The sequence below is a fragment of the Streptomyces sp. NPDC050535 genome, from assembly GCF_044457665.1.
In the GTDB taxonomy this organism is placed as follows: Bacteria; Actinomycetota; Actinomycetes; order Streptomycetales; family Streptomycetaceae; genus Streptomyces.
Genome location: NZ_JBITHE010000027.1, coordinates 61424 through 80486, shown reverse-complemented (window position 1 = coordinate 80486; position 19063 = coordinate 61424). Strand labels below are relative to the sequence as shown.

General features: G+C 70.4%; 18 protein-coding genes. 9 read left to right on the top strand and 9 right to left on the bottom strand.

Translation table 11 applies throughout. The annotated features are described in order from the left end of the window. Positions 1-33: 33 nt before the first annotated feature. Entirely contained in the window at positions 34-411 is a 378-nt protein-coding gene (locus ACIBLC_RS36905; RefSeq protein WP_399215819.1) for a DUF4913 domain-containing protein, read from the bottom strand. 491 nt (positions 412-902) lie between these two features. Here ACIBLC_RS36905 and ACIBLC_RS36900 point away from each other — a divergent pair, with 491 nt between their 5' ends. From ACIBLC_RS36900 to ACIBLC_RS36880, 5 genes are all read left to right on the top strand, one after another. Beyond that, the gene (locus ACIBLC_RS36900; protein WP_399215811.1) at positions 903-1997 is read left to right on the top strand and encodes a hypothetical protein; all 1095 of its coding nucleotides are present in this window, start codon (positions 903-905) and stop codon (positions 1995-1997) included. 216 nt (positions 1998-2213) lie between these two features. Further along, positions 2214-3332, top strand: a complete 1119-nt coding sequence (locus ACIBLC_RS36895) for a glycoside hydrolase family 19 protein (RefSeq protein WP_399215818.1) — start codon at positions 2214-2216, stop codon at positions 3330-3332. 78 nt (positions 3333-3410) lie between these two features. Continuing rightward, on the top strand, positions 3411-4271 hold the full coding sequence (locus ACIBLC_RS36890) for a ricin-type beta-trefoil lectin domain protein (RefSeq protein WP_399215810.1): 861 nt from the start codon (positions 3411-3413) through the stop codon (positions 4269-4271). A 400-nt stretch (positions 4272-4671) separates the two neighbouring features. Next, positions 4672-5331, top strand: coding sequence for a hemerythrin domain-containing protein (locus tag ACIBLC_RS36885; RefSeq protein WP_399215809.1), 660 nt, complete (start codon positions 4672-4674; stop codon positions 5329-5331). A 149-nt stretch (positions 5332-5480) separates the two neighbouring features. Continuing rightward, on the top strand, positions 5481-6335 hold the full coding sequence (locus ACIBLC_RS36880) for an LLM class flavin-dependent oxidoreductase (RefSeq protein ID WP_399215808.1): 855 nt from the start codon (positions 5481-5483) through the stop codon (positions 6333-6335). Positions 6336-6514: 179 nt separating this feature from the next. Here ACIBLC_RS36880 and ACIBLC_RS36875 read toward each other — a convergent pair whose 3' ends face one another. Then, entirely contained in the window at positions 6515-7183 is a 669-nt protein-coding gene (locus tag ACIBLC_RS36875) for a hypothetical protein (RefSeq protein ID WP_399215807.1), read from the bottom strand. Positions 7184-7521: 338 nt separating this feature from the next. On the opposite strand from ACIBLC_RS36875, the gene ACIBLC_RS36870 reads away from it, so the two are divergent. Then, positions 7522-9066, top strand: a complete 1545-nt coding sequence (locus ACIBLC_RS36870) for a hypothetical protein (protein WP_399215806.1) — start codon at positions 7522-7524, stop codon at positions 9064-9066. Between the two features lie 88 nt (positions 9067-9154). Here the strand turns inward: ACIBLC_RS36870 and ACIBLC_RS36865 are convergent, their stop codons facing one another. The 6 genes from ACIBLC_RS36865 to ACIBLC_RS36840 form a co-directional block, all read right to left on the bottom strand. After that, positions 9155-10615 carry an ATP/GTP-binding protein gene (locus ACIBLC_RS36865; protein WP_399215805.1) on the bottom strand — a complete coding sequence of 487 codons (1461 nt, stop codon included), beginning with the start codon at positions 10613-10615 and terminating at the stop codon, positions 9155-9157. Between the two features lie 143 nt (positions 10616-10758). Beyond that, entirely contained in the window at positions 10759-12258 is a 1500-nt protein-coding gene (locus tag ACIBLC_RS36860) for an SCO6880 family protein (RefSeq protein WP_399215803.1), read from the bottom strand. Then, on the bottom strand, positions 12245-13546 hold the full coding sequence (locus ACIBLC_RS36855; protein WP_399215802.1) for a hypothetical protein: 1302 nt from the start codon (positions 13544-13546) through the stop codon (positions 12245-12247). The genes ACIBLC_RS36860 and ACIBLC_RS36855 overlap by 14 nt, the downstream gene beginning before the upstream one ends. Beyond that, positions 13546-14304, bottom strand: a complete 759-nt coding sequence (locus ACIBLC_RS36850) for a hypothetical protein (protein WP_399215801.1) — start codon at positions 14302-14304, stop codon at positions 13546-13548. Before ACIBLC_RS36850 ends, ACIBLC_RS36855 begins: the two co-directional genes overlap by 1 nt. Before the next feature lie 139 nt (positions 14305-14443). Further along, on the bottom strand, positions 14444-14764 hold the full coding sequence (locus ACIBLC_RS36845; RefSeq protein WP_399215800.1) for a hypothetical protein: 321 nt from the start codon (positions 14762-14764) through the stop codon (positions 14444-14446). Positions 14765-14775: 11 nt separating this feature from the next. Beyond that, positions 14776-15387, bottom strand: a complete 612-nt coding sequence (locus ACIBLC_RS36840) for a DUF6668 family protein (protein WP_399215799.1) — start codon at positions 15385-15387, stop codon at positions 14776-14778. 158 nt (positions 15388-15545) lie between these two features. On the opposite strand from ACIBLC_RS36840, the gene ACIBLC_RS36835 reads away from it, so the two are divergent. Genes ACIBLC_RS36835 through ACIBLC_RS36825 form a run of 3 tightly spaced genes read left to right on the top strand, consistent with a single transcriptional unit; the run spans position 15546 to position 18450 of the window. Continuing rightward, a complete protein-coding gene (locus tag ACIBLC_RS36835; RefSeq protein ID WP_399215798.1) occupies positions 15546-16589 on the top strand; it encodes an NlpC/P60 family protein in 1044 nt (347 codons plus the stop codon). Further along, complete coding sequence (locus tag ACIBLC_RS36830; protein ID WP_399215797.1) at positions 16586-17272, top strand: hypothetical protein; 687 nt, start codon at positions 16586-16588, stop codon at positions 17270-17272. The genes ACIBLC_RS36835 and ACIBLC_RS36830 overlap by 4 nt, the downstream gene beginning before the upstream one ends. A 14-nt stretch (positions 17273-17286) precedes the next feature. Next, complete coding sequence (locus ACIBLC_RS36825; RefSeq protein ID WP_399215796.1) at positions 17287-18450, top strand: hypothetical protein; 1164 nt, start codon at positions 17287-17289, stop codon at positions 18448-18450. A 19-nt stretch (positions 18451-18469) separates the two neighbouring features. Here ACIBLC_RS36825 and ACIBLC_RS36820 read toward each other — a convergent pair whose 3' ends face one another. Further along, positions 18470-19060 carry a sigma-70 family RNA polymerase sigma factor gene (locus ACIBLC_RS36820; RefSeq protein ID WP_399215795.1) on the bottom strand — a complete coding sequence of 197 codons (591 nt, stop codon included), beginning with the start codon at positions 19058-19060 and terminating at the stop codon, positions 18470-18472. Positions 19061-19063: the final 3 nt, after the last annotated feature.

Sequence of the window (19063 nt, the reverse complement as noted above, 5' to 3'; positions counted from 1 at the left end):
CTCGGTTCGTTGGGCGGGTTGCCCGTGGTGCCGCTATCGGGCCGCCACGGGGGGCGGTCCTGGTGGCGGGCCGAACGGGTCCTTGGCGTCGACGGGAGGGGCCTCCTTCGCACGATGAGCACCCGGCTTGCAGCCGGCGAAGGGGCCCATCGGATCCCGCAGGGAGTTCATCACCCCCGCCAGGTAGTCACGGTGCCAGTTCGCGGGCCCGCTCATCCCGGAGCCGGGACCGGTCAGATCGCCCCAGGCGAGCCACAGACCATGCAGTTGGGCCACCGCTTCCGGATGCTCCCACCAACGGGAACACCACGGCGCCGATGAGGTGACCTCCCTGCCGTAGACCGGCAGCAGCACGTGGTGGGTCCACAGGGTCAACTGCCTCAGCGTCTCCGCGTAGGCGCGCCCCTCCATGTAGAGGATGAAGCGTGGCGGGGTCGGGGGTTTCCCCTGGGGAGCCGAGCTTTCCGTCTTCGCACCGGCCTCCTCCGCGGGAGCGGCGCCCTGCCCGGCTCCGGTGGGTTCGGCGGTCTCAGTGGACATGACCGTCCTGCTTTCTGTCGGCTGCGCTTTTTGCGTCCGGCCGGGGAGAGAGGCACCGTTGGCCCTCAAGGGCTCCCAGCTGCGCGATGTGCGTCCCCGGATCTGTGGCCACCACGTGGACGAGCGACGAACGGTTCACAAGGCGGCGCGGTGCCGTGTGGGGGCCGGATTCTGTCGAACAGCACCGTGGCCGACAACAACGGGCCGAGGAGCCCCGGGCACGGTGCGGTCAAGGCCTCAGCAGCCTTTCCTGCTGGAGCCCTCGGGTCGACATACCCCGACACCCGTTGAACCGTCCACCCTCAGGTTCCGTTGTGCTTCCCGCAAGGCAGATCTTCTACTCCACGAAAGGAGATCCACAAATGGCCGGAGAAGGCTCCAACACCTCAGCCACGGCGCCTCAGTACCGCCGCTTCAGCGCGACCGAAACCCGGGACCCCCAAACCCGGAGGAGGTCCTCCGCCGTCACACCGACGAACGAGTATGCCCAAGGACCCAAGCCGCCCAAGAGGCACAACACGCTTTTCGAGATCGAAGAGCAGCCGATCAGGGGGGCCGCGGAGACGCATCAGTTCGCGGCCCGGCAGAGGGAGAACGGCGACTGGGCCATCCAGCGGTTCGCCAAGGACACTCAAAAGTGGGTCTCGGAAAACAAGGGCCACTGGTACGACATGGCCTTGGGCGTCGCCAAGTTCATCGGGCCTGTCGCGCCTGAGGTCACCCAAGGCGTGGGCAAACTCGCACAGTCCGCAGGGTTCACCACCACGGGAAGCCTCATCACCGGGGGCGGTGCCCTTGCGCGGGCGGCCGTGGACGGCAAAAAGCTCTGGGACAACTACCCGAACCAGGACGGCTACCAAACCGCGGCCCAGGTGTCCGGCGTTGTCGGAGGTCTCCTCAACGCGGCAGGCCAAACCCCTTGGCCTTCCTCGGACCAACAGAAGGCCCTTGAAGGCGCGGGGATGATAGGGACAGGCGGCAGCTTCGCGGGCAGCATGAACCCGCCGCAGTTCCAGCAACCGAACTACGACCTCAACACCCAGATAAACCCGGCATTCGACCCGTTCCTGTCGCCGGGCGAACTCGACTCGCCGACCCACGGGCGGGATTCGTACTTCCCGCCGACAACATTGGCGGAGAGGATGTCCGCGACCACGATCACGTCGCCCGCGGTCACCTCGGGAGCGTACTACGGCTCGGCGTACACAGCCACGGCGCCCGCGGTCACCTCGGGGGCCGACTACGGCTCGATGTACTCGACCAGTAGCCCGACGATGGACAACCCGGCGGTCTCTCGGTCGTACACCATGTCGGACGCCGTGATGTCCGGCGGGAGTGGGTATGGCGCCGGGAGTTACCTCCCCAACGAGTCTTTCAACAACCGGCAGCAGGACTACTACGACCCGGCCAGTGAAAGTGACACCGAGCGCAAAAAGCCCAAGGGGAAGAAGCGCTGATCCAGAGGGCGGAACCACCCCCTCTGAGTGATCCGATCCACCTGGGCAAGTGAGGGCGCCCGGCGGTCCCAGGTCGGCCGGGCGCGCACCGGCCGACACCACGATCGCCGGGCGCTCGCGCATACCCACCAAGGACGGCAAGGAGTGACGTCCATGATGTCCACCGCCCCCCACTTCAACTGGCGTTCCCCCGGACGGCTCGTCCGGATCGGGCTCATGGTGGGTGCCGTCCTGGCCGTTGCCGCCGCCACCTTGTTCACCGTCGGCCCCGTCAGGCTGGGGCTGGCGTCCGAGGCTTCCGTGCCGGTGGGGCCCATTACCGGGCTGGCCGGCAAGTGTGTCGACGTGGACGGGTCGAGGAGTGTCAACGGGACTCCTGTTCAGCTGTACGACTGTCTCGGGAACGCCGCGCAGAGTGTGTCGGACCCGGGTGACGGGACGCTGCGGGTGCTCGGCAAGTGCCTGGACGCGCTCGACTTCGGTACCGCTGACGGGACGGCGATCCAGTTGTGGGACTGCCACGGGGGTCCCAACCAGCAGTGGGTGATCAACTCCGCCCACGACATCGTCAACCCGGCCGCGGACAAGTGCCTGGACGTGCGCGACAACCTCAGCGCCAACAGGACACGCCTGCAGATCTGGACCTGCACAGGCGCCGCCAACCAGAAGTGGATCGCCAAGATGGCGCTGGTGCGGGACGGGGGTGGGACCCCGTCCGGATTCGTTGTGAGCGAGGCGCAGTTCAACCAGATGTTCCCGGGCCGGAACTCCTTCTACACGTACAGCGGGCTGACCGCGGCGTTGAGCGCCTACCCCGGTTTCGCCACCACCGGCGACGACACCGTCAGGAAGCAGGAGGCCGCCGCCTTCCTCGCGAACGTCAACCACGAGACCGGCGGTCTGACGGGCATCGTCGAGGAGAACGTGGCCAACTACGGCGTCTACTGCGACTGGAGCAAGCCCTTCGGCTGTCCGGCGGGACAGGGCGCCTACTACGGACGCGGCCCCATCCAGCTCAGCTGGAACTACAACTACAAGGCCGCCGGCGACGCCCTCGGCATCGACCTGCTGCACAACCCCTCGTTGGTGCAGAGCGACTCCTCCGTCGCCTGGAAGACCGCCCTCTGGTACTGGAACACCCAGTCGGGGCCCGGCACCATGACCCCGCACGACGCCATGGTGAACAAGGCCGGCTTCGGGCAGACCATCCGCTCCATCAACGGCGCCATGGAATGCGACGGCAAGAGGGCCGACCAGGTCGGGTCCCGCGTCAGCGCCTACCAGCGGTTCACCGGGATCCTCGGGGTCGCGCCCGACGGCACCCTCGCCTGCTGAGGCGTGGGGCACGAGGCAAACAGACCGGTATCGACTCAACTCCCGCCCCCCGCGCAGACGAAAGGCCGACCCGCTCCCATGGCCGCACGCAGCCCCGCACGTTCCGCCGCGTCGCGCGGCGCTCTCGCTCTTGGCGTCCTGGCCCTCCCGCTCGGCCTCCTCGGTGTCTCCCCCGCCCTCCGCCTCCTCAGCGCGGCCCAGGACGAGCCCGCCTTCAGCACCATCACCGGCCTCGCGGGCAAGTGTCTCGACGTCGCCGGCGCGAACCCGGCCGACGGCACTCCCGTACAGCTCTACGACTGCAACGCGACCGTCGCCCAGCAGTGGACGGTCGGCTCCGACGGGACCCTGCGCGCGCTGGGCAAGTGCCTGGACGTCACTGCCGGTTCGACCGCCGACGGTGCCAAGGCGCAGTTGTGGACGTGCCACGGTGGGGCGAACCAGGTCTGGTCCGTCAACAGCGCGCACGACATCGTCGACGCGCAGGCGGACAAGTGCCTCGACGTGACCGACAACAACCCGGCGAACAGCTCGCGGGCCCAGATATGGACCTGCACGGGCGCCGCGAACCAGAAGTGGACGGCGTCCGTCGGTCTGTCCGTCGCCCAGCCCGTCGGCGACCATTGCTGGGCCACGCACTACGGGGTCCAGCCCGCCGGTGCGCTCACCTCCAGCGGTGAGCTCTACGACAACAACGCGGACACGGCCGCCACTTCACTCAGCCGACAGCCGCAACTGCCGTTCGGGACGCTGGTCCAGGTCACCAACGTCGCCAACGGCAGGTCCCTGGTGGTGCGGATCACCGACCGGGGTACGTTCGCGCAGACGCCCCAGGAACCCAAGTGTCTCGACCTGACGGACGGAGCGTTCGACCGGCTCGGCGGGAGTCTCGATCCCGACGCCGGGCACATAGTGATCACACAGCAGGTATTGAACTGAGCGGGCTGCGGGGGCCTGACAACGGCCGACACGTTGAGCCGAGTTGTCGTTGAGACCCGGCAGGTAGTAAATGTCGCCGATGTATTCAGAGCGGCTGACAGAAATCGCTCGTGGGCCCATGTTCCGTTCCCGGTTCGCATTGCGCTCTCATTGCTCGTAAACAGTTGAACGATGAAAACAGATCGGCGTATAATTTTCTCATCCGCATCGCGCGCGTACGGCCTCGAAAGCCCGCGGCTGGTCAAGGATTTCCTCTACCGATTTCGGACACCCGAGGGAAACGTGTGCCCGCACGGCCGGGCTCGCGCAAAAGCGCGGCGGTCCGCACATATATCCCAGCCGGTCCAGATCCGGCTCAACACTCATCGAGGCTTCAGTGACACAGGCAGTCAGGGAACCCATGGCGGACGTCCGTGACATGTACATGGTGCACACTATGGTGCGCCGGGAGTTACGTCTCCTCCCTCAGCTCTTCCGGGATGTCGATCCCGGTGACACCGCGCGGGCCGCAGTGGTGGCCGAGCACGCCGAGTTGCTCTTGGTGGGGCTGCATCTGCACCACGAGGGCGAGGATCTCATCCTGTGGCCGCTGCTGCGGGAGCGGAGCGGAGCGCAGGCGGAAGAGATCGTGCCCGCGATGGAGGAGCAGCACCACGGCATCGACGAAGCGCTCGCCTCGGTGTCGGCGCTCCTGCCGGACTGGCGCTCCACCGCGGGCAACGGCCAGGAACTCGGCGCGGCCTGCGAGGCCCTGCTTGAGCGGGCGGTCGAGCATATGGCCTTGGAGGAGAAGGAGATCCTGCCGCTGGCGGCCGAGCACGTGACCGACGTGGAATGGGCCGGACTCGGCGAACACGGCATGGGCAAGATCCCCAAGAAGGACCTGCCGCTCATCTTCGGCATGTTGATGTACGAGGCCGACCCGGCCGTGGTCAAGGTCGTGCTCTCCCACGTCCCACTCGTGGCCCGCGTACTCCTGCCCCTCGTCGCACCGCGCCAGTACGCCAAGTACGCCAAGCGGGTCCACGGCACCACCACCCCGCCCCGCATCGGATCCTGATCTCAGCCGCAGCGGTGAAAGGCCTCTGCCCGCGGCATTGACGGCCAGAAGCACGTTCCGACGACAGTTCACGACCTGGTGCGTCAGCTCGCGCCCATACCGACCGCCCGGCCGTAGCGGGGGCGGTTGATCACCGAGGAGTTCCGCGCATGAAGATCGGCATAGGCGTCCCCAATCAGGTCCGCGACGTCCGGCCCGCGATCATCCCGCAGTGGGCCCGGCTCTCGGAGAGCGCCGGGTTCACCAGCCTCGGCACCGTGGGGCGGATCGCCTACCCAGGTGTGATGGACACCGTTGCCATGGCCGCGGCCGCGGGTGCGACCAGCACCATCGGTCTGATCAGCAACGTTCTGCTCGGCCCCGTATGGCCCGCGGTCCTGCTGGCGAAGGAGGCCGCGGGAATCGACGGAATCTCCGGTGGACGGCTCACCCTCGGCGTCGGCCTGGGCGGCCGGCCGGACGACTACGTCGTGGACGGCCTGGGAGCTCGCGGCACCGGTAAGCGCCTCGACGCGGACATCGAGATCTACCGCAGCGTCTGGCGCGGCGACAAGCTCCCGGGCAGCGACAACCCCGCCGTTCCCGAGGGCACCCGACAGGTGCCTCTACTGCTCGGCGGGATGGTGCAGGCGACGTACGACCGGGTGGCCCGGTCCGCCGACGGATACATCGCCGGATCGGTGCCCGCGTCCATGGTGAAGCCGGCCTTCGACGGTGTCAGGGCGGCCTGGGTTGCGGCCGGCCGCGAGGGTTCCCCGCGCCTGGTCGCGATCGCCTACTACGCCTTCGCCGATGCGGACGCCGGCCGCGCCAACGTGCACGACTACTACAGCTCGGCCGGAGCCGACATCGCGGCTTTCATCAGCAGCGGCGTCAGTGTGGGTGCGGAAGCCGTCAAGGCGACAGTCGCGTCCTTCGAGGAGATCGGTGCCGACGAGCTCATCCTCAACCCCGTCATCTCCGACGTCGACGAGATCAGCCGCCTCGCCGAAGTCGTTCTCTGACGAAACCGTGGAGGGACCGTGGAGGGGTCGGCCACGGCCTCGCGTGAAGTGATCGCTCATCCGCTCCGGCCGTGGCCCCAAGCCGTCCAACGACAGGTCGCGGGTCCTGTTGGCCCACATGCCGCTGCCGCGCTACGAGTTGACGATCGCACGCCCCTGGTTCGCGGGGATCGGCGACCTCACTTCTTTTTGCGTCCGCGGCCCGCGCTCTGTTCACGGTTCTGCTCGGGCACGTTCACCGCGTTGGAGTTCCCACGACCCTGCGAGCCTCTCCTGTCCATGGAGAAGCCGGGAGGCATGGTCCGGGCCATTTCCGCTGAATGCGACGGTGCCGGCGATATCGTCCGCGGCCGTTCGATGTCGCTGTGGAAACTCTCCGAACGCCTCAGATCCCCGTACGACTCGGGAGCCGGGGACTGGGAATTCCCGGCACGCGGATTCGACTCCTGGAATGCCTGGAATGCCCGGAATTCCTTGAGCGCGTTGGACTGCTCCTGAAGCTCGGTGAACTCTTTGAGCCGCTGGAACTGTGCGAACTCCTGCGCCTGCTTCGGATCCATCGACTCCTTCGACCGCGGGTCGTGTTCCGGGAGCTGCGACCGCTTCTGCGAGTTCTTCGCTTCGCGCGCCTGCGCCGCCGCCCTTTCATTGTTCTGGCGCGTCTGCCACCTCATGCCCATGTACCCGGCTCCGGCCCCCAGCGCTATCGCCAGCGGAAGAGCCAGCGGCCCTCCTATCGCGAGACCGATGCCGACTCCGATCAGCGCTGGCCCCCATATGGCCTTCGTGTTCCAGATCTTCTTCCCGACCCACTTTGCCGCCCGTCCAAGGTTCTTCAGAATTCCCACAGTTGCGGCTCCAGTTCGTGGCGTCGACGGAGGAGTGGAAGCGGGAGTCCGTCTCCAGAGGACCGGACCCGGTGACGAGGCATGGGAGCCGCCGGGTCCGGCGCCGACCGGGAGGTCGCCGGGGGGATGGCGCCCTCGTCACCTCCACGGGAAAAGAGCCCGAGTGGTTCACCGCGCGGCGTCGGTGAGCCCGGTCGTGGCCCGGGATTGAACTGTTTGCCCCCGGGACCCGTTGCGGCGTTGTGCAGGGACCGCGTCCGTGTTCCGGCCGACCGGCCCGGGTCCGTCGAAGATCCGGTTCGGGGCCACACGGACGGCAACGTCAGGAGGAGATGGGCATGAGCCTGGACGAAGAAGAGGACGAGCCGAACCGGGGTGCCAGGCCCTCCGCACAGGGGGAGGGAGCGGGCGCAGGCCCGCAGGGTTCCGGCCCGGCGACACCCGGCGTCATCCCCGTGATCGTCGCCGCCGACGGCTCCGCCTCCATCGACGGCATACCCGTACCCGTCATGGGCGGGGAATCGGTCGACGTCGCGATCCTCGACACACTCCACGGATACGCCCGCAACCGCGACACCACCGTGACGGCCTCGATCTCCGACCCCGCCGCGGGATACGTCGCCATCGTCGAGGTCGCACCCGACGGCTCCAGCCGACTCGTCGAACAACACCAGAACGACACCCCGGAGGACGCCGGGACCGAACAGCCGACGAGCCCCGCCGCCGACCCGGTCGCACCGATCTTCGTGATCGACTCCGAAGACGGCCCCGATCCGGCCGCACCGCCGTCACCCAGGTCCGAACAGCCCCTGGAACAGACCGACTTCACCGATGACGACGACGATGACGAAGACGACGACTTCAATCCCGGCTACAACCCGGATGACAATGACGACCACGTCGTAGCCATCACCCCGGACTCGGCACGGCCCAAAATCTCCGCCGCGTCTCTCACTTCACGGCTCCCCAGCCTTCCGGCGCTCCCGTCCCTCCCCAAGCCCTCCATCCGGAGCAAGGCCTCGCGCCAGTCGGACGACGAGTACGAGCCGCCCTCGTTCCTCAAACGCCCCCTGGGTGTAGGGGTGGCCGGCGTCGTCGTGGCCGCCATCGTCATCGTCCCCCTGATAGTGATCGGTAGCTCAGGGGGTGGATCCGGGAGCGGTCCGAGCCAGAACCAGGCCGCCGACTCGTCGACCACCACGACACCCACCACCCCGCCGACCCCGCTCGAACTCACCCCCAGTTACTCCACCTCCCCCAGCCCCTCCCTGTCGCCCTCGCCGTCCCGCTCGCCCTCCCCCTCGGCCTCGAAGAAGGCGAAGGCGAAGGCCAAGCCGAAACCCACGCCGGCGAAGAAAGCGACGAAGAAGGCGACGGTGAAGCCGGCGCCGACGAAAAAGGCCAAGCCGCACAAGGAGACGGCCGCCGAGGCCGTCATGAAGTTGCAGGCGAGGGACCCCGGGCGGCACATCTGCTACCGCGTGTACCTCAGCAAGGACGGCTGGCAGAAGCCGGTGTGCGACGGCACCACGTCCGGACGTGTGGGCACCAGCCAGAAGATCGAGTCGATCAACACGGCGACGGCGGGTACGAAGGGCACGGCTTCCAGCGCCTGGGTCCACATCGACAAGTGGAAGGAGCCCTGGAACGGCTCCGCCGACGGCGTCGACAACTACATCGGCAGGACCAAGGCGGGTTACCCGTACATCCTCGGCTTCGTCATCAACGTGGGCGACGGTGCGGTCTGCCAGAACGCGGCCGTCAACGGCCGCTGGGGCGGCCTGGCGTGCGACGAGCCCAAGGGCCAGGCGGCCGGCAACTTCATCTGGGGCGGCACTCAGGACGATTCTCTCTGGCTGCAGGCCGTCAGATTCACCGTGTGAGCGGAAGGGGCGGTGCCGGGCGGCGTTGAAGCCGCCCCGCACCGCCCTTCAGCGCGTCGACGCCGACACTGCGCAGAAGACGCGTCTCCTACTTGTTCCACCGCTTGTTGGTGTTGTTGACCGCCAGTTCCGCCGCCGTCAGATCCACGTGCAGCGGGATTCCGGGACGGTTGCCGACCTTGATCAGGAAGTTGCCGAGGCCGGGCGGGTCGGTCCTGCGGCCGTTGGCACCGTCCCAGGCGGGCGGGGTGGACCAGTCGACCAGGAGACGCTTCTCCGGCTCGGTCAGTTCGACGACCTGGGCGAGCTGCGGCATCTCGGCCGGGGGCAGGCCCGCGCAGATCACCATGCCCGCGCGTTCGACGAAGCCCTTGGCCTTGGTGCGGTCCTCCTCGGTGGGGAGGGCGAGCAGGTCGTCGAGGCTGTGGGTGATCATCGCCAGGCCGACTCCGCGCTGCCGGTCCAGGCGGGTGAGCGCGTTGACCCGGTCGACCAGGCCGCGGCCCGCCTGGAGGACGCGCCACAGCTCGTCCATGACGAGGAAGTAGTTGCGCTGCGGCTCCAGACCGGCGTCCGCGAGCGCGTGCGCCGCGGAGACCGCGCCGAAGCCGTAGGACCAGCAGGACAGCAGCGCCGCGGCCTGGAGCAGGACCTCGCTGTCGTCGATGCCGCTGATGTCGAAGCAGACCGGCCGGTCGAGCTTCATCTCCTCGGTGGTCTGCTGCGCGAAGGTGCCGCCCAGCCGCCCGTCGCCGAGCAGCGCGGTCAGCGACGCCTCCAGGTTCTCGGTGATGTCCCGGTAGCGGGTGATGTCGCCGCGGTCGAGCGCGACCGAACGCACCGACTCCGGGGCCTCCTTGATGACCCGCACCAGATCGCCGAGTACCGGTATGTCGCCCGGGCCGTGCCGCTCGTCGAGGACGTTCAGCGCCGCCGAGATGATCGTCTCCTCCCGGTCGGTCGGCGGCGCCGAGCGCAGGATGGTGATCAGCGCGGAGACCATGTGGAGGCGGCGGCCGTGGATGTCGGCGAGGAGCCGGTGCCGCGCGTCGCCGGTGAGCCGGGCCGCGGCCCCCATCGACGCGCCGGGGTCCAGGACGTTGAGGTTGCCGCGGCCCCGGCCCAGGCTGATGACCTGGCCGCCGATCGCCCGGATCAGGTCCACGTAGTCGGGCTTGAGGTCGCCGAAGATCAGCGGGTGGACGCCGTAGCCGGAGAGGCCGAGTGCCATCCGCCGTACGATCGTCGACTTGCCGAGGCCCGGGCGGCCCAGCACGAACATCGACGGGTTGGCCAGCAGGCCGGTACGGGTGAACCACGACACGGGGTCGCAGCACACCGTGGCCCCGGAGTCGAGGTCACGGCCCAGCGGCACGCCGACCATGGGCGTACCCGCGCCGGCGCCGAACGGCCACAGCCCGCACACCTGCACCGAGGTGCCGCGCCACTCCGGGGCGGGGTCGACGTAACCGACCATGCCGCCGCCGTGGCCGGGCCAGCCCCGGGAGGTGGCGCGCGGCGGCCGGCGTTCCTTGGTGTTGCGTGCCATCGAACATCCCCTGTACTGGATCGAGTTGTCCTGGATCGAGCCCACGACGCGCGACTGAGGGCCTCTGAGGCAAGCCCGAAGCCTCACGGCGCACACCTGAGGCCTCACGACGCGCGGCTGGGGCCCTACGACGCCCGGCCGGGCTACATCGAGTCCCGCACCCCCTGCGGCAACGCCGTGTGCAGCGGCAGCACCAGCCCCAGCGGCAGCGCCGCGGCGAACGCCGCCGCCTGCGAGCCGTAGACCGGCCGCACCGCGATGCGCGCGGCGGGGGCGAGGTTGTCCACGGTCGCGGCGGCCTTGCCCAGTTCGTCGGCGGAGTTGACGGTGGCCGTGATCAGCAGTCCGAAGCGGATCACTCCGTGGCCCTGGGCCTGTTCCTCGGTGGTCCTGCGCGCCGCCGTCAGCTCAGCGTCGTCGCGTGCCTGGCCGATCTGGGACTGCTGGGCGTTGAACAGGGCGTTCTTGTAGTCCTGTTGGACGACGCGGGCGCCCTCGGCCCGGGTGTGCGGGCGGTACAGCAGGGTGACCCGCTTGCGGGCGATGTCGCGGTTGGGCTGGACGAGCGCGGTCAGGACGTTGGAGAACACCTCGCCCTGGGGTGCCTCCGTCATGGCCCAGGTCACGCTGAACACGCCGTCGTGGCGGTAGTGGTCCCAGGATTCCTGGGCGGCCATGGGACCGGCCTGGTCCCAGGTGAGACCGGTGCCGCCGGTGCCGCGCGCCTCCTCCACCAGGGACGCCACGGTGGGGTCGTAGGCGACGCGTACCGCCTCGGCGAGCTCGGTCGCGGTCATCGGTGCCGCCGTGCCGGCGCCGGTCATGGACAGGCCCGCGGTCAGGCCCGGCAGCCGGGTGCCGATGTGCAGCGCCATGTCCTCGACGCTGCGGCGGGGCGTGCCCTCGCGGGCGGCGCCCGAGTACGTCAGCGCGATCCGCGTGGCGATCTGCGCCGAGCCGGCGGGGTAGGCGGCCAGCACCTCCCGCAGCATCGATCTGGCCAGGTCGGGAGCTCCGTCGACGGCGTTGGCCGCGATCTCCTGCTGGAGCCGGACTCCGGAGTCGGGGGCGGTCTCCACGGTGACGCTCGCGGCGACCAGGCCCGGCTCGGCGCCCAGCGCGGACAGCCACTGGCCCCAGTGCGCCACCCAGATGTCGACCTGCCGCTCGTCGACGAGGGCGGCGCCGTCCGCGTCGCAGGAGATCACGACGGTGTGATGGCCGGTCGCCGGAATCGTGATCACGGCGAACGGGCGTCCGTAGCCGTCCCGCGCCTCCGTGAGCGTGGACTCGGCCGCCAGGCCCGGCAGTTGGCAGGTGCCGTAGCCGGTCAGGCCCAGCGGACCCGAGCGGTAGTGGTGTCCGCCGGAGGAGGTGGTGCGCCGCCAGGCCATCCGGACCGCGCCGCGCTGCATGAGGGTGCGGCCGTGCCGGTCCCGCATGGCCAGCGGGGCCAGGACCATCACCAGCACCAGCCCCAGGACCAGCGCGGCCCACAAGGAGACCAGCGTGGCCAGGACGACGGCGATCAGCCCGGCGAACAGCAGCAGGGTCGCCCCGAGGGACAGACCGCGCAGGCCGGACGTACGGGGCTTGCGGAAGTTGCCGTAGGTGCGGGGTTGGGTCGCCTCAATGGCTGCCACGGGACTCCTCCTGCTGGTCGTCGGTGTGCCGGCTGGCCGGCAACAGCACGGCGGCCGGCTCCTCCCAGCGGTGCTCGGGCTCTGTCTCTGCGGTGTCCGGTTCCGCCGGGTCCGCCGGACGCGGCGGCCGGGTGGTGTCGCCCGCGGTGCGCTCGCCGTCCGGAGCACCGCGTGCCCCGTCGGCGCCCCGCGCGGGTCCCGGCCCGCCCGCGTTCGCGCCCGGGGTGATGCGCGCGCCGCTGGTGCCGTGCCCGTCCGGGTGCACGGCGGCCCCGGACACCGACCGGCCGGCGGCCGGGCCGCGCAGCTGCGGTACGGGCAGCGCACCGGTGGCCGCCGCCGCGTCGCCGGCGCCGGCGGACGCCCGGCCCGCCCGGCCCGTACCGGATGCCGCCGCCTGGACGACGGGGGCGGCGAACCGCATCAGCGCGGGCAGCGTGAAGCAGGCCAGGACGATCAGGACGACTCCGGAGACCATGGAGACGACCTCGTTCTCCTGGGTCTCGCCGGTCATCGAGAACGCGGCCGCGTAGACGATGGCCGCGGCCGGTTTGTAGAGCACGAAGGCGAGCAGCCAGCCCACGGACCTGCGGAACCAGACCCGGCCGGTGGCGGTGGAGCTGGCCGCCGCCGACAGCGGCAGCGTGCCGGTGAGGATCACCAGCATGGCCATCCGCACGATCATCAGCGCGATCTGCGCCACACTCCCCGCGATCACCAGTATCGCCATGATCAGGACGAGGAAAGACGAGTCGGCGCTGTCCAGGGCCAGCATGGCCGAGGTGCGTTTCTCGAACTCCGCCACGCAGCTCGCCACCGGGTCCCCGGTGGCACTGATCTGCCGGCAGCCGGTGGACCTGTCGATGATCCAGACGCTGAACTTGTCGCCCGCCTCGGCCAGCAGATTGACCGTGGCGACCCCGGCGGAGGAGACCACCACCAGGTTGAGCAGCCCCTGGAGGGCCTGCCGGGCGGGCTCGCCGCGGCGCTGCCAGGCGAGATGCCCGGCGGCGACGACCAGGCACAGTACGGCGGTGAAGGTGGTGAACCAGATCGTGGAGCCGCGCAGGAAGGCGACCGGGCCGCCGTCCTCGCCCAGGTCGGGACTGCCCAGGTTCATCCAGGCGCTGCCGAGTGCCTTGACCGTGGTGCTCGCCGCCTGCGCGGCGCTCTCGGCTATGTCGTCGAACCCGGTGTCGCCGAGGTCCTTCGGGGTCGTGCCCGTTCCGTCGCCCACGCAGTAACCGCCGACCGTGGGGGGTACCCAGCCGAAGTCGCAGCCCGCCATCAGACGCCTCCCCACTCGGTGTATCCGGCGAGGGAGTCGACCGGCGCCGGGTCGGCGGGGTCGGCCGGGTACTCGAGCCGCCAGTCCCCGCCCTGCCACAGCGCCGTCGTGGTGGCGGCCTGCATCTGGCCGTCCGGGAAACGCCACACGGTCTGGATCACCGCGGTGGTGTCGTTGTAGGTGACGAACCTGAATCCGGCGATCTGTCCGTTGGCGCCGCCGCCGTCCCCGTCCGGGACCGCCGTCGCCTCGGCCTTGGTCCGGTCGGTGATGTAGGCGTCGCGGCCCGCGCCGACGGTCTGGGTGCGGGTCACCTTCAGCCAGTCGTCCGCGGCCAGGTAGCGCACGCTGATCTGGCTGGTGGCCAGCAGGGCGCCGACCGGAGTGTGCGCGTAGCAGCGCGCGACGTCCTTTCCGGCTACGGCCGGACCCGCCTCCTTCGAGGAGGGAAGGGCGACGCTGCCGTACAGGCTCCAGGTCACGCCCACGGGAGCGGAGGCGGGCAGGTCCTGCTGGTCGTCCGCCAGTTCGGGGCAAGCGGCGCCGTCGGCGGCGGCCTCGGACGGCTGCGGTTCCGCGGAACTGACGGCGGGCACCGGTGCCGTGGAGCCGCTCTCCGCGGAGTTGTCCGAGGTGACGGCGAGCGCTGTCCCGATGACGGCGATGAAGCCGATGAACGCGGCGGCGCTGACGAAGCCGCCGCTCAGCCACGGGCTGCGCGGCTCGCTCGTCGACGCGCGGTCGCCGGGCTCTGCCATGGTCCCTCTCTCATCCTCGTGGGGTGTCGGACGGCGGGTGACGGACGGGCCGGAACGCACAGTGCCGGCCGGTCGCCTGACGAGTTGTCAGGTCCGGCCGTCGCACCGGGCGTCCGCGGCCCGCCCGGAAGATCAGGCTCTAGACGAGCGCGCCGACGATGCCCGAGGCGGAGCCGACGAGCAGGCAGGCGCCGAGGACGAACCCGAGTCCCCTGACGTGCTCGCGGCCGCCGCCCTTGGAGTGGTCCATCGCCATCCTGGCGGCCACACCGAAGATGCCCGCGACGCACAGGGCGGTGACACACCAGGCCACCCACTTCAGCACCGTCAGCAGGCCTTCGGCGCCGGGGGGCGCCTCGCCGCCGCCGACGTCCGGCGGACCGGTGGGAGCCGCGGCCAGGTGAGCGAGCGGGGTCAGGTGCGGTGAGGCGTCCAGAACGGCCGCCAACAGACTGGACAACGCGGGTCTCCCTAAGCGGGTCGGGTGAGTCGGGACAGGTCGCGCGCCAGCGGCGCGCACTCCTTGGGCAGGTGCGTCATGGGTGATTCGCCGAGCCGCCAGGGCTCCACCCACGGGATCTCCCACAAGCGGGGCACGGCTCCGGAGACCAGCCGCACCAGGTTCTGCAGGACCCGGGGGCGCCGGCCGGGGGCGTCGGCCACCACGACCAGGCCGAGCAGGTCCACGCCCGGGACCATGCCCGAGGCCCACTGCCGCGCGGCGTTCTGCGCGGCCTTGATGCCGTTCGCGCTGGAGCGGGCGACGAGCACGACCGCCGGGGACTGCGCGGCGGCGGGCCAGGCGAGTCCCGCGTCCTGACCGCCGGGCACGGCCCGCTCGAGCGTGCTGACCCCCGCGCCGCCGTGCACGCCCAGCCACCACCAGCCATGAACGGCGCCGGGCTGCGGGTTCGCGACGGGCAGTCCCTGCTCGGGCCGGGGCACTCCGGCGCCCTGCGGCGCCACCGGGCCGGTGAGCTCCGTGGACACGTCCTGAACCGATCGCAGGGATTTCCCGTTGCTGCCCCCGGAAGGGCGTGACTGCGGCAACCAGGGGTTGACGACCGGTACCTCACCCGCCACGGCATCTCCTTCCACTGCTGACTCAACGCGCCCATAGTACACATAAGTTAGCAATACAATACAAGTGATTATTTATCAGGAATACGAAATTTAGGGCGAGTTGAGGCTCTTCCGGAGCGCTTGGTTCCCGGATCGCAGGTTTCCTTGGGGGGTTGCAGATGACCGGCCACACGCAGGCACGATCGACGATGCTGGTGGGCACCGGCGTCCTGGTGTTGATCGGTTCCCTGGTCGGCCTGTCGGTGGTGGGCTCGGTGGACCAGAAGAAGGAGGCCGCGCCCGTGGGGTTCGCCACCACACTGGACGTCAAGGGCGTGCCGACGGAGTACGTGGAGTGGATACAACGCGCGGGCCAGCAGTGCCCGGAGGTCAGCGCACCGCTGGTGGCCGCGCAGATCAAGGCGGAGTCCAACTGGGACCCGACCGCCGTGAGCCCCGCCGACGCCCAGGGGCTGAGCCAGTTCATCCCCGGCACCTGGGCGACCTGGGGCGTGGACGCGGCGAGCCGGGACGGCAGCCCCGAACCGGACGGCGTGGCCGACCCGTTCACCCCGGGCGACGCCATCATGACCCAGGCCCGCTACGACTGCTGGCTGGCCGGCAAGGTCAAGAAGGTGAACCCGGGCGGCGACCCCACCCGCCTGATGCTCGCCGCCTACAACGCGGGCCCCGGCGCGGTCCAGGACTACGACGGCGTACCCCCGTACCCGGAGACCCAGGACTACGTCACCAAGATCATCGAGTCGATGACCGACTTCACCGGAGCCCAACCGGACGCGCAGGCCAGTGAGTTCGGGGACCGGGTGGTGGCTGCCGCCAAGAAGTGGCTCGGCACGCCGTACTCGTGGGGCGGTGGCGGTCCCGAGGGCCCCGGACGCGGATTCGCCCAGGGCGCGAACACGATCGGGTTCGACTGCTCGAGCCTCGTCCAGTACGCGGTCTACCAGGCCAGCGGCGGCGAGGAGCTCCTCCCGCGCGTTTCCCAACTCCAGGTTTTGGCGGGCGAGTCGGTGGCAGGCGACGACATGCGGCCCGGCGACGTGATCGGGTTCAACCTGAACGGCAGCTACGACCACATCGGCATCTACATCGGGCACGGGCAGTTCATCCACGCGCCGAAGACCGGCGACGTGGTGAAGATCAACAGCCTCGACGAGCCCTACTACGCGCAGAAGCCCCAGAAGGTAAGGCGGTTCGGATGACACTCCCCGGCAAGCGGGACACCACGGCCGTGGCCGCGACGGTGCTCGCGCTCGCCCTCGCCCTGGGCGGGTGCGGCTCCGGTACCGACACCAACACGGGCTCCGGCTCCGGCTCCGGCTCCGAACAGGACGTGTCCGCCCGGACGTCGGCGCCCGCCCCGACCGGCACCGGCCCGTATCCGACCCCGTCCGCCCCTCGCGAGGCCGAGCCCCTGCCGACCGGGGCCAAGGGCACCCCCAAGGGAGGCATCATCCTTCCCCGCGACGTCGACCAGCGGGACGCCGACGAGGTCGGCTGGTCGACGCTCAAGGTGATGTGGACGTTCGACACCATCATCGACAGCGGCCAGCGGGACGCCGGTGTGCGAGCCGCGGACGCGGGCTGGCTGACCAAGGACTACGCGACAGAGCTGCGCGCGCAGCAGCCCCTTTCGGTGCCCGGCGCCCAGTGGCGGGAGTGGGCCGGCCACCGCGCCTACACCGTCGTCACGCTGAGCAAGGCCGAGGACGCCGCGATGCCCGGCGACACCGACACCGAGGCGTGGGGGCAGTGGACCGTCACCGTCACGCCGCTCGGCCGCGACGACTGGGCGGGCGAGTCCACCACCGTCGTGGCGTATCTGCAACTCACCCGCAAGGCGGCCGACGGGACGTGGCGCGTGGCCGACGTCACCGTCCAATAGCCCGGAGGGATTTCATGCATACGACGTACGAGCACGCGGAGGTGCCGGCCTGGCCGGTCTACGCCCTCGCCGTGCACGACGACGGCCGGGTCGACGTCTCCGGCCCGCTGGTGCCCGCCGCCGGGCATCCCAACCGCTCCTCGGCCGTCGCCACGGTGGCCGAGGCTGCCGCCCGCCTCTTCCGTCCGGTGCGCGCGGAGGCCACCGAGCCGGACGGCACCGTGTGGCGGCTGGTCATCTCCCCCGACGGAGCGGTGGCAGAGCTCCCGGGCGGCGGACAGCGCGTCAAGGCGACGAAGAAGCGTCACGAGAAGTCCGCCGCCCGCGCCGCGGAGACGGCCCCGGAGCCCACGGCACCGCCGGTCCCGGAAGCGGCCGACGGGGCGGACGTGGCCGTACGGACCCCGTCGGGGCCGATGGCTGCCGGGCGCCCGGTGAGTGCCGTGCCGAGCGGGCCGGCACCGGGCAGGACGGTGGTCGCGGCGCGTCAGCTCGGCCCGGCGGCCGTGTCCCGCCGGCCCGTCGCGGCGGCTGCCCCGGCCGGACGCAGGACCGAAGCCGACCCGGAGCCCGACCCGGGAACGGGTCTCGGAACGGATATCGCAACGGAGCTGGGGGTGGACTTCGGAACGGATCCCGCGGAGTACGCCGGGTCCCTCGCCCTGGTCACGAAGCTTCTTCAGACGGGCCGGGTCGGCAAGGCCGCGGCGCTCGCCGCGCGGCTCGACGAGCAGGCCGCCGGCACTCTCGGCGTCTCCCATCCCGACGCCCTGCGCATCCGCGAGATCCGGGCCCGCGTCGCCGCCCTGTCCGGGGACGCGCTGGCCGGCGTACACCTGTTCCGTGACGTCGCCGAGCGCTGGCACTACCAGGGGAACGCCGAGCGGGCCGAGGCCGCGGCGGCCCGCGCCCAGGCGCTCTGGCTGGAGATCACCGAGCTGGACCCCGCGCTGTCGGCCGGCATCGCCGTGGTCCGGCTGCGCAACCAGATCCCGGGTGAGGACGGCTCGGCGCTCACCGCCGCCCTGAAACACCGGGCATGGCTGGAGTCGTCCCACGCCTCGGGCGGACAGCCGCCGCGGGAATCCGTCGCGGCGGGCGCGCCGGGCGTGGCACGGAAGCGGCGCCCGATGCCGTCCTGGGAGCGCCCGGCGCAGGAGAGCCGGACGGCCACGTGAGGCCGGGTCCCGGCGGGTGTCAGGCGGCGGGTGTGTGCCACTGGGGCTGGTGCTTCGCGCTGACCTCTTCGTCGGGGGTCTCCACGATGCCGAGGGCCATACGCAGCGCCCGCACCGCGTGGTAGAGGCGCGACTTGACGGTGCCCGGCGGTATGCCGAGCACGAGGGCCACCTCGCGCGTCGACCTGCCGGTGTAGTAGGTCTCGTACAGCACCTGCCGGTGCTTGGACGAGAGTGCCTTGAACCCCTGCTGGAGGATCATCGAGGAGAGCAGGCGGTCCACGTCGTCGGACTTGGCCAGCAGCTCGTCCAGCCACGCGGTGCCGTCGACCTCCTGGGGACGGGCCATGCGCAGCCGGTACTCGTCGATGACGAGGTTGCGGGCGACTCGGAACAGCCACGGTCGCAGCGGCTGGTTGTCCTCCATGCTCTGGGTGCGCCAGCAGCGCAGCAGCGTCTCCTGCACCACGTCCTCGGCCCGGTGCCGATCGCCTCCCAGCAGACGCAGGACATAGTGGTACAGGTCCCTGGCGTGGTCGTCGTACAGCGTGCGCATCGCTCGCTCCCGGGCGGCGACCGCTCCAGTGGATCCCATCACGGTCCAGCTCAAGGT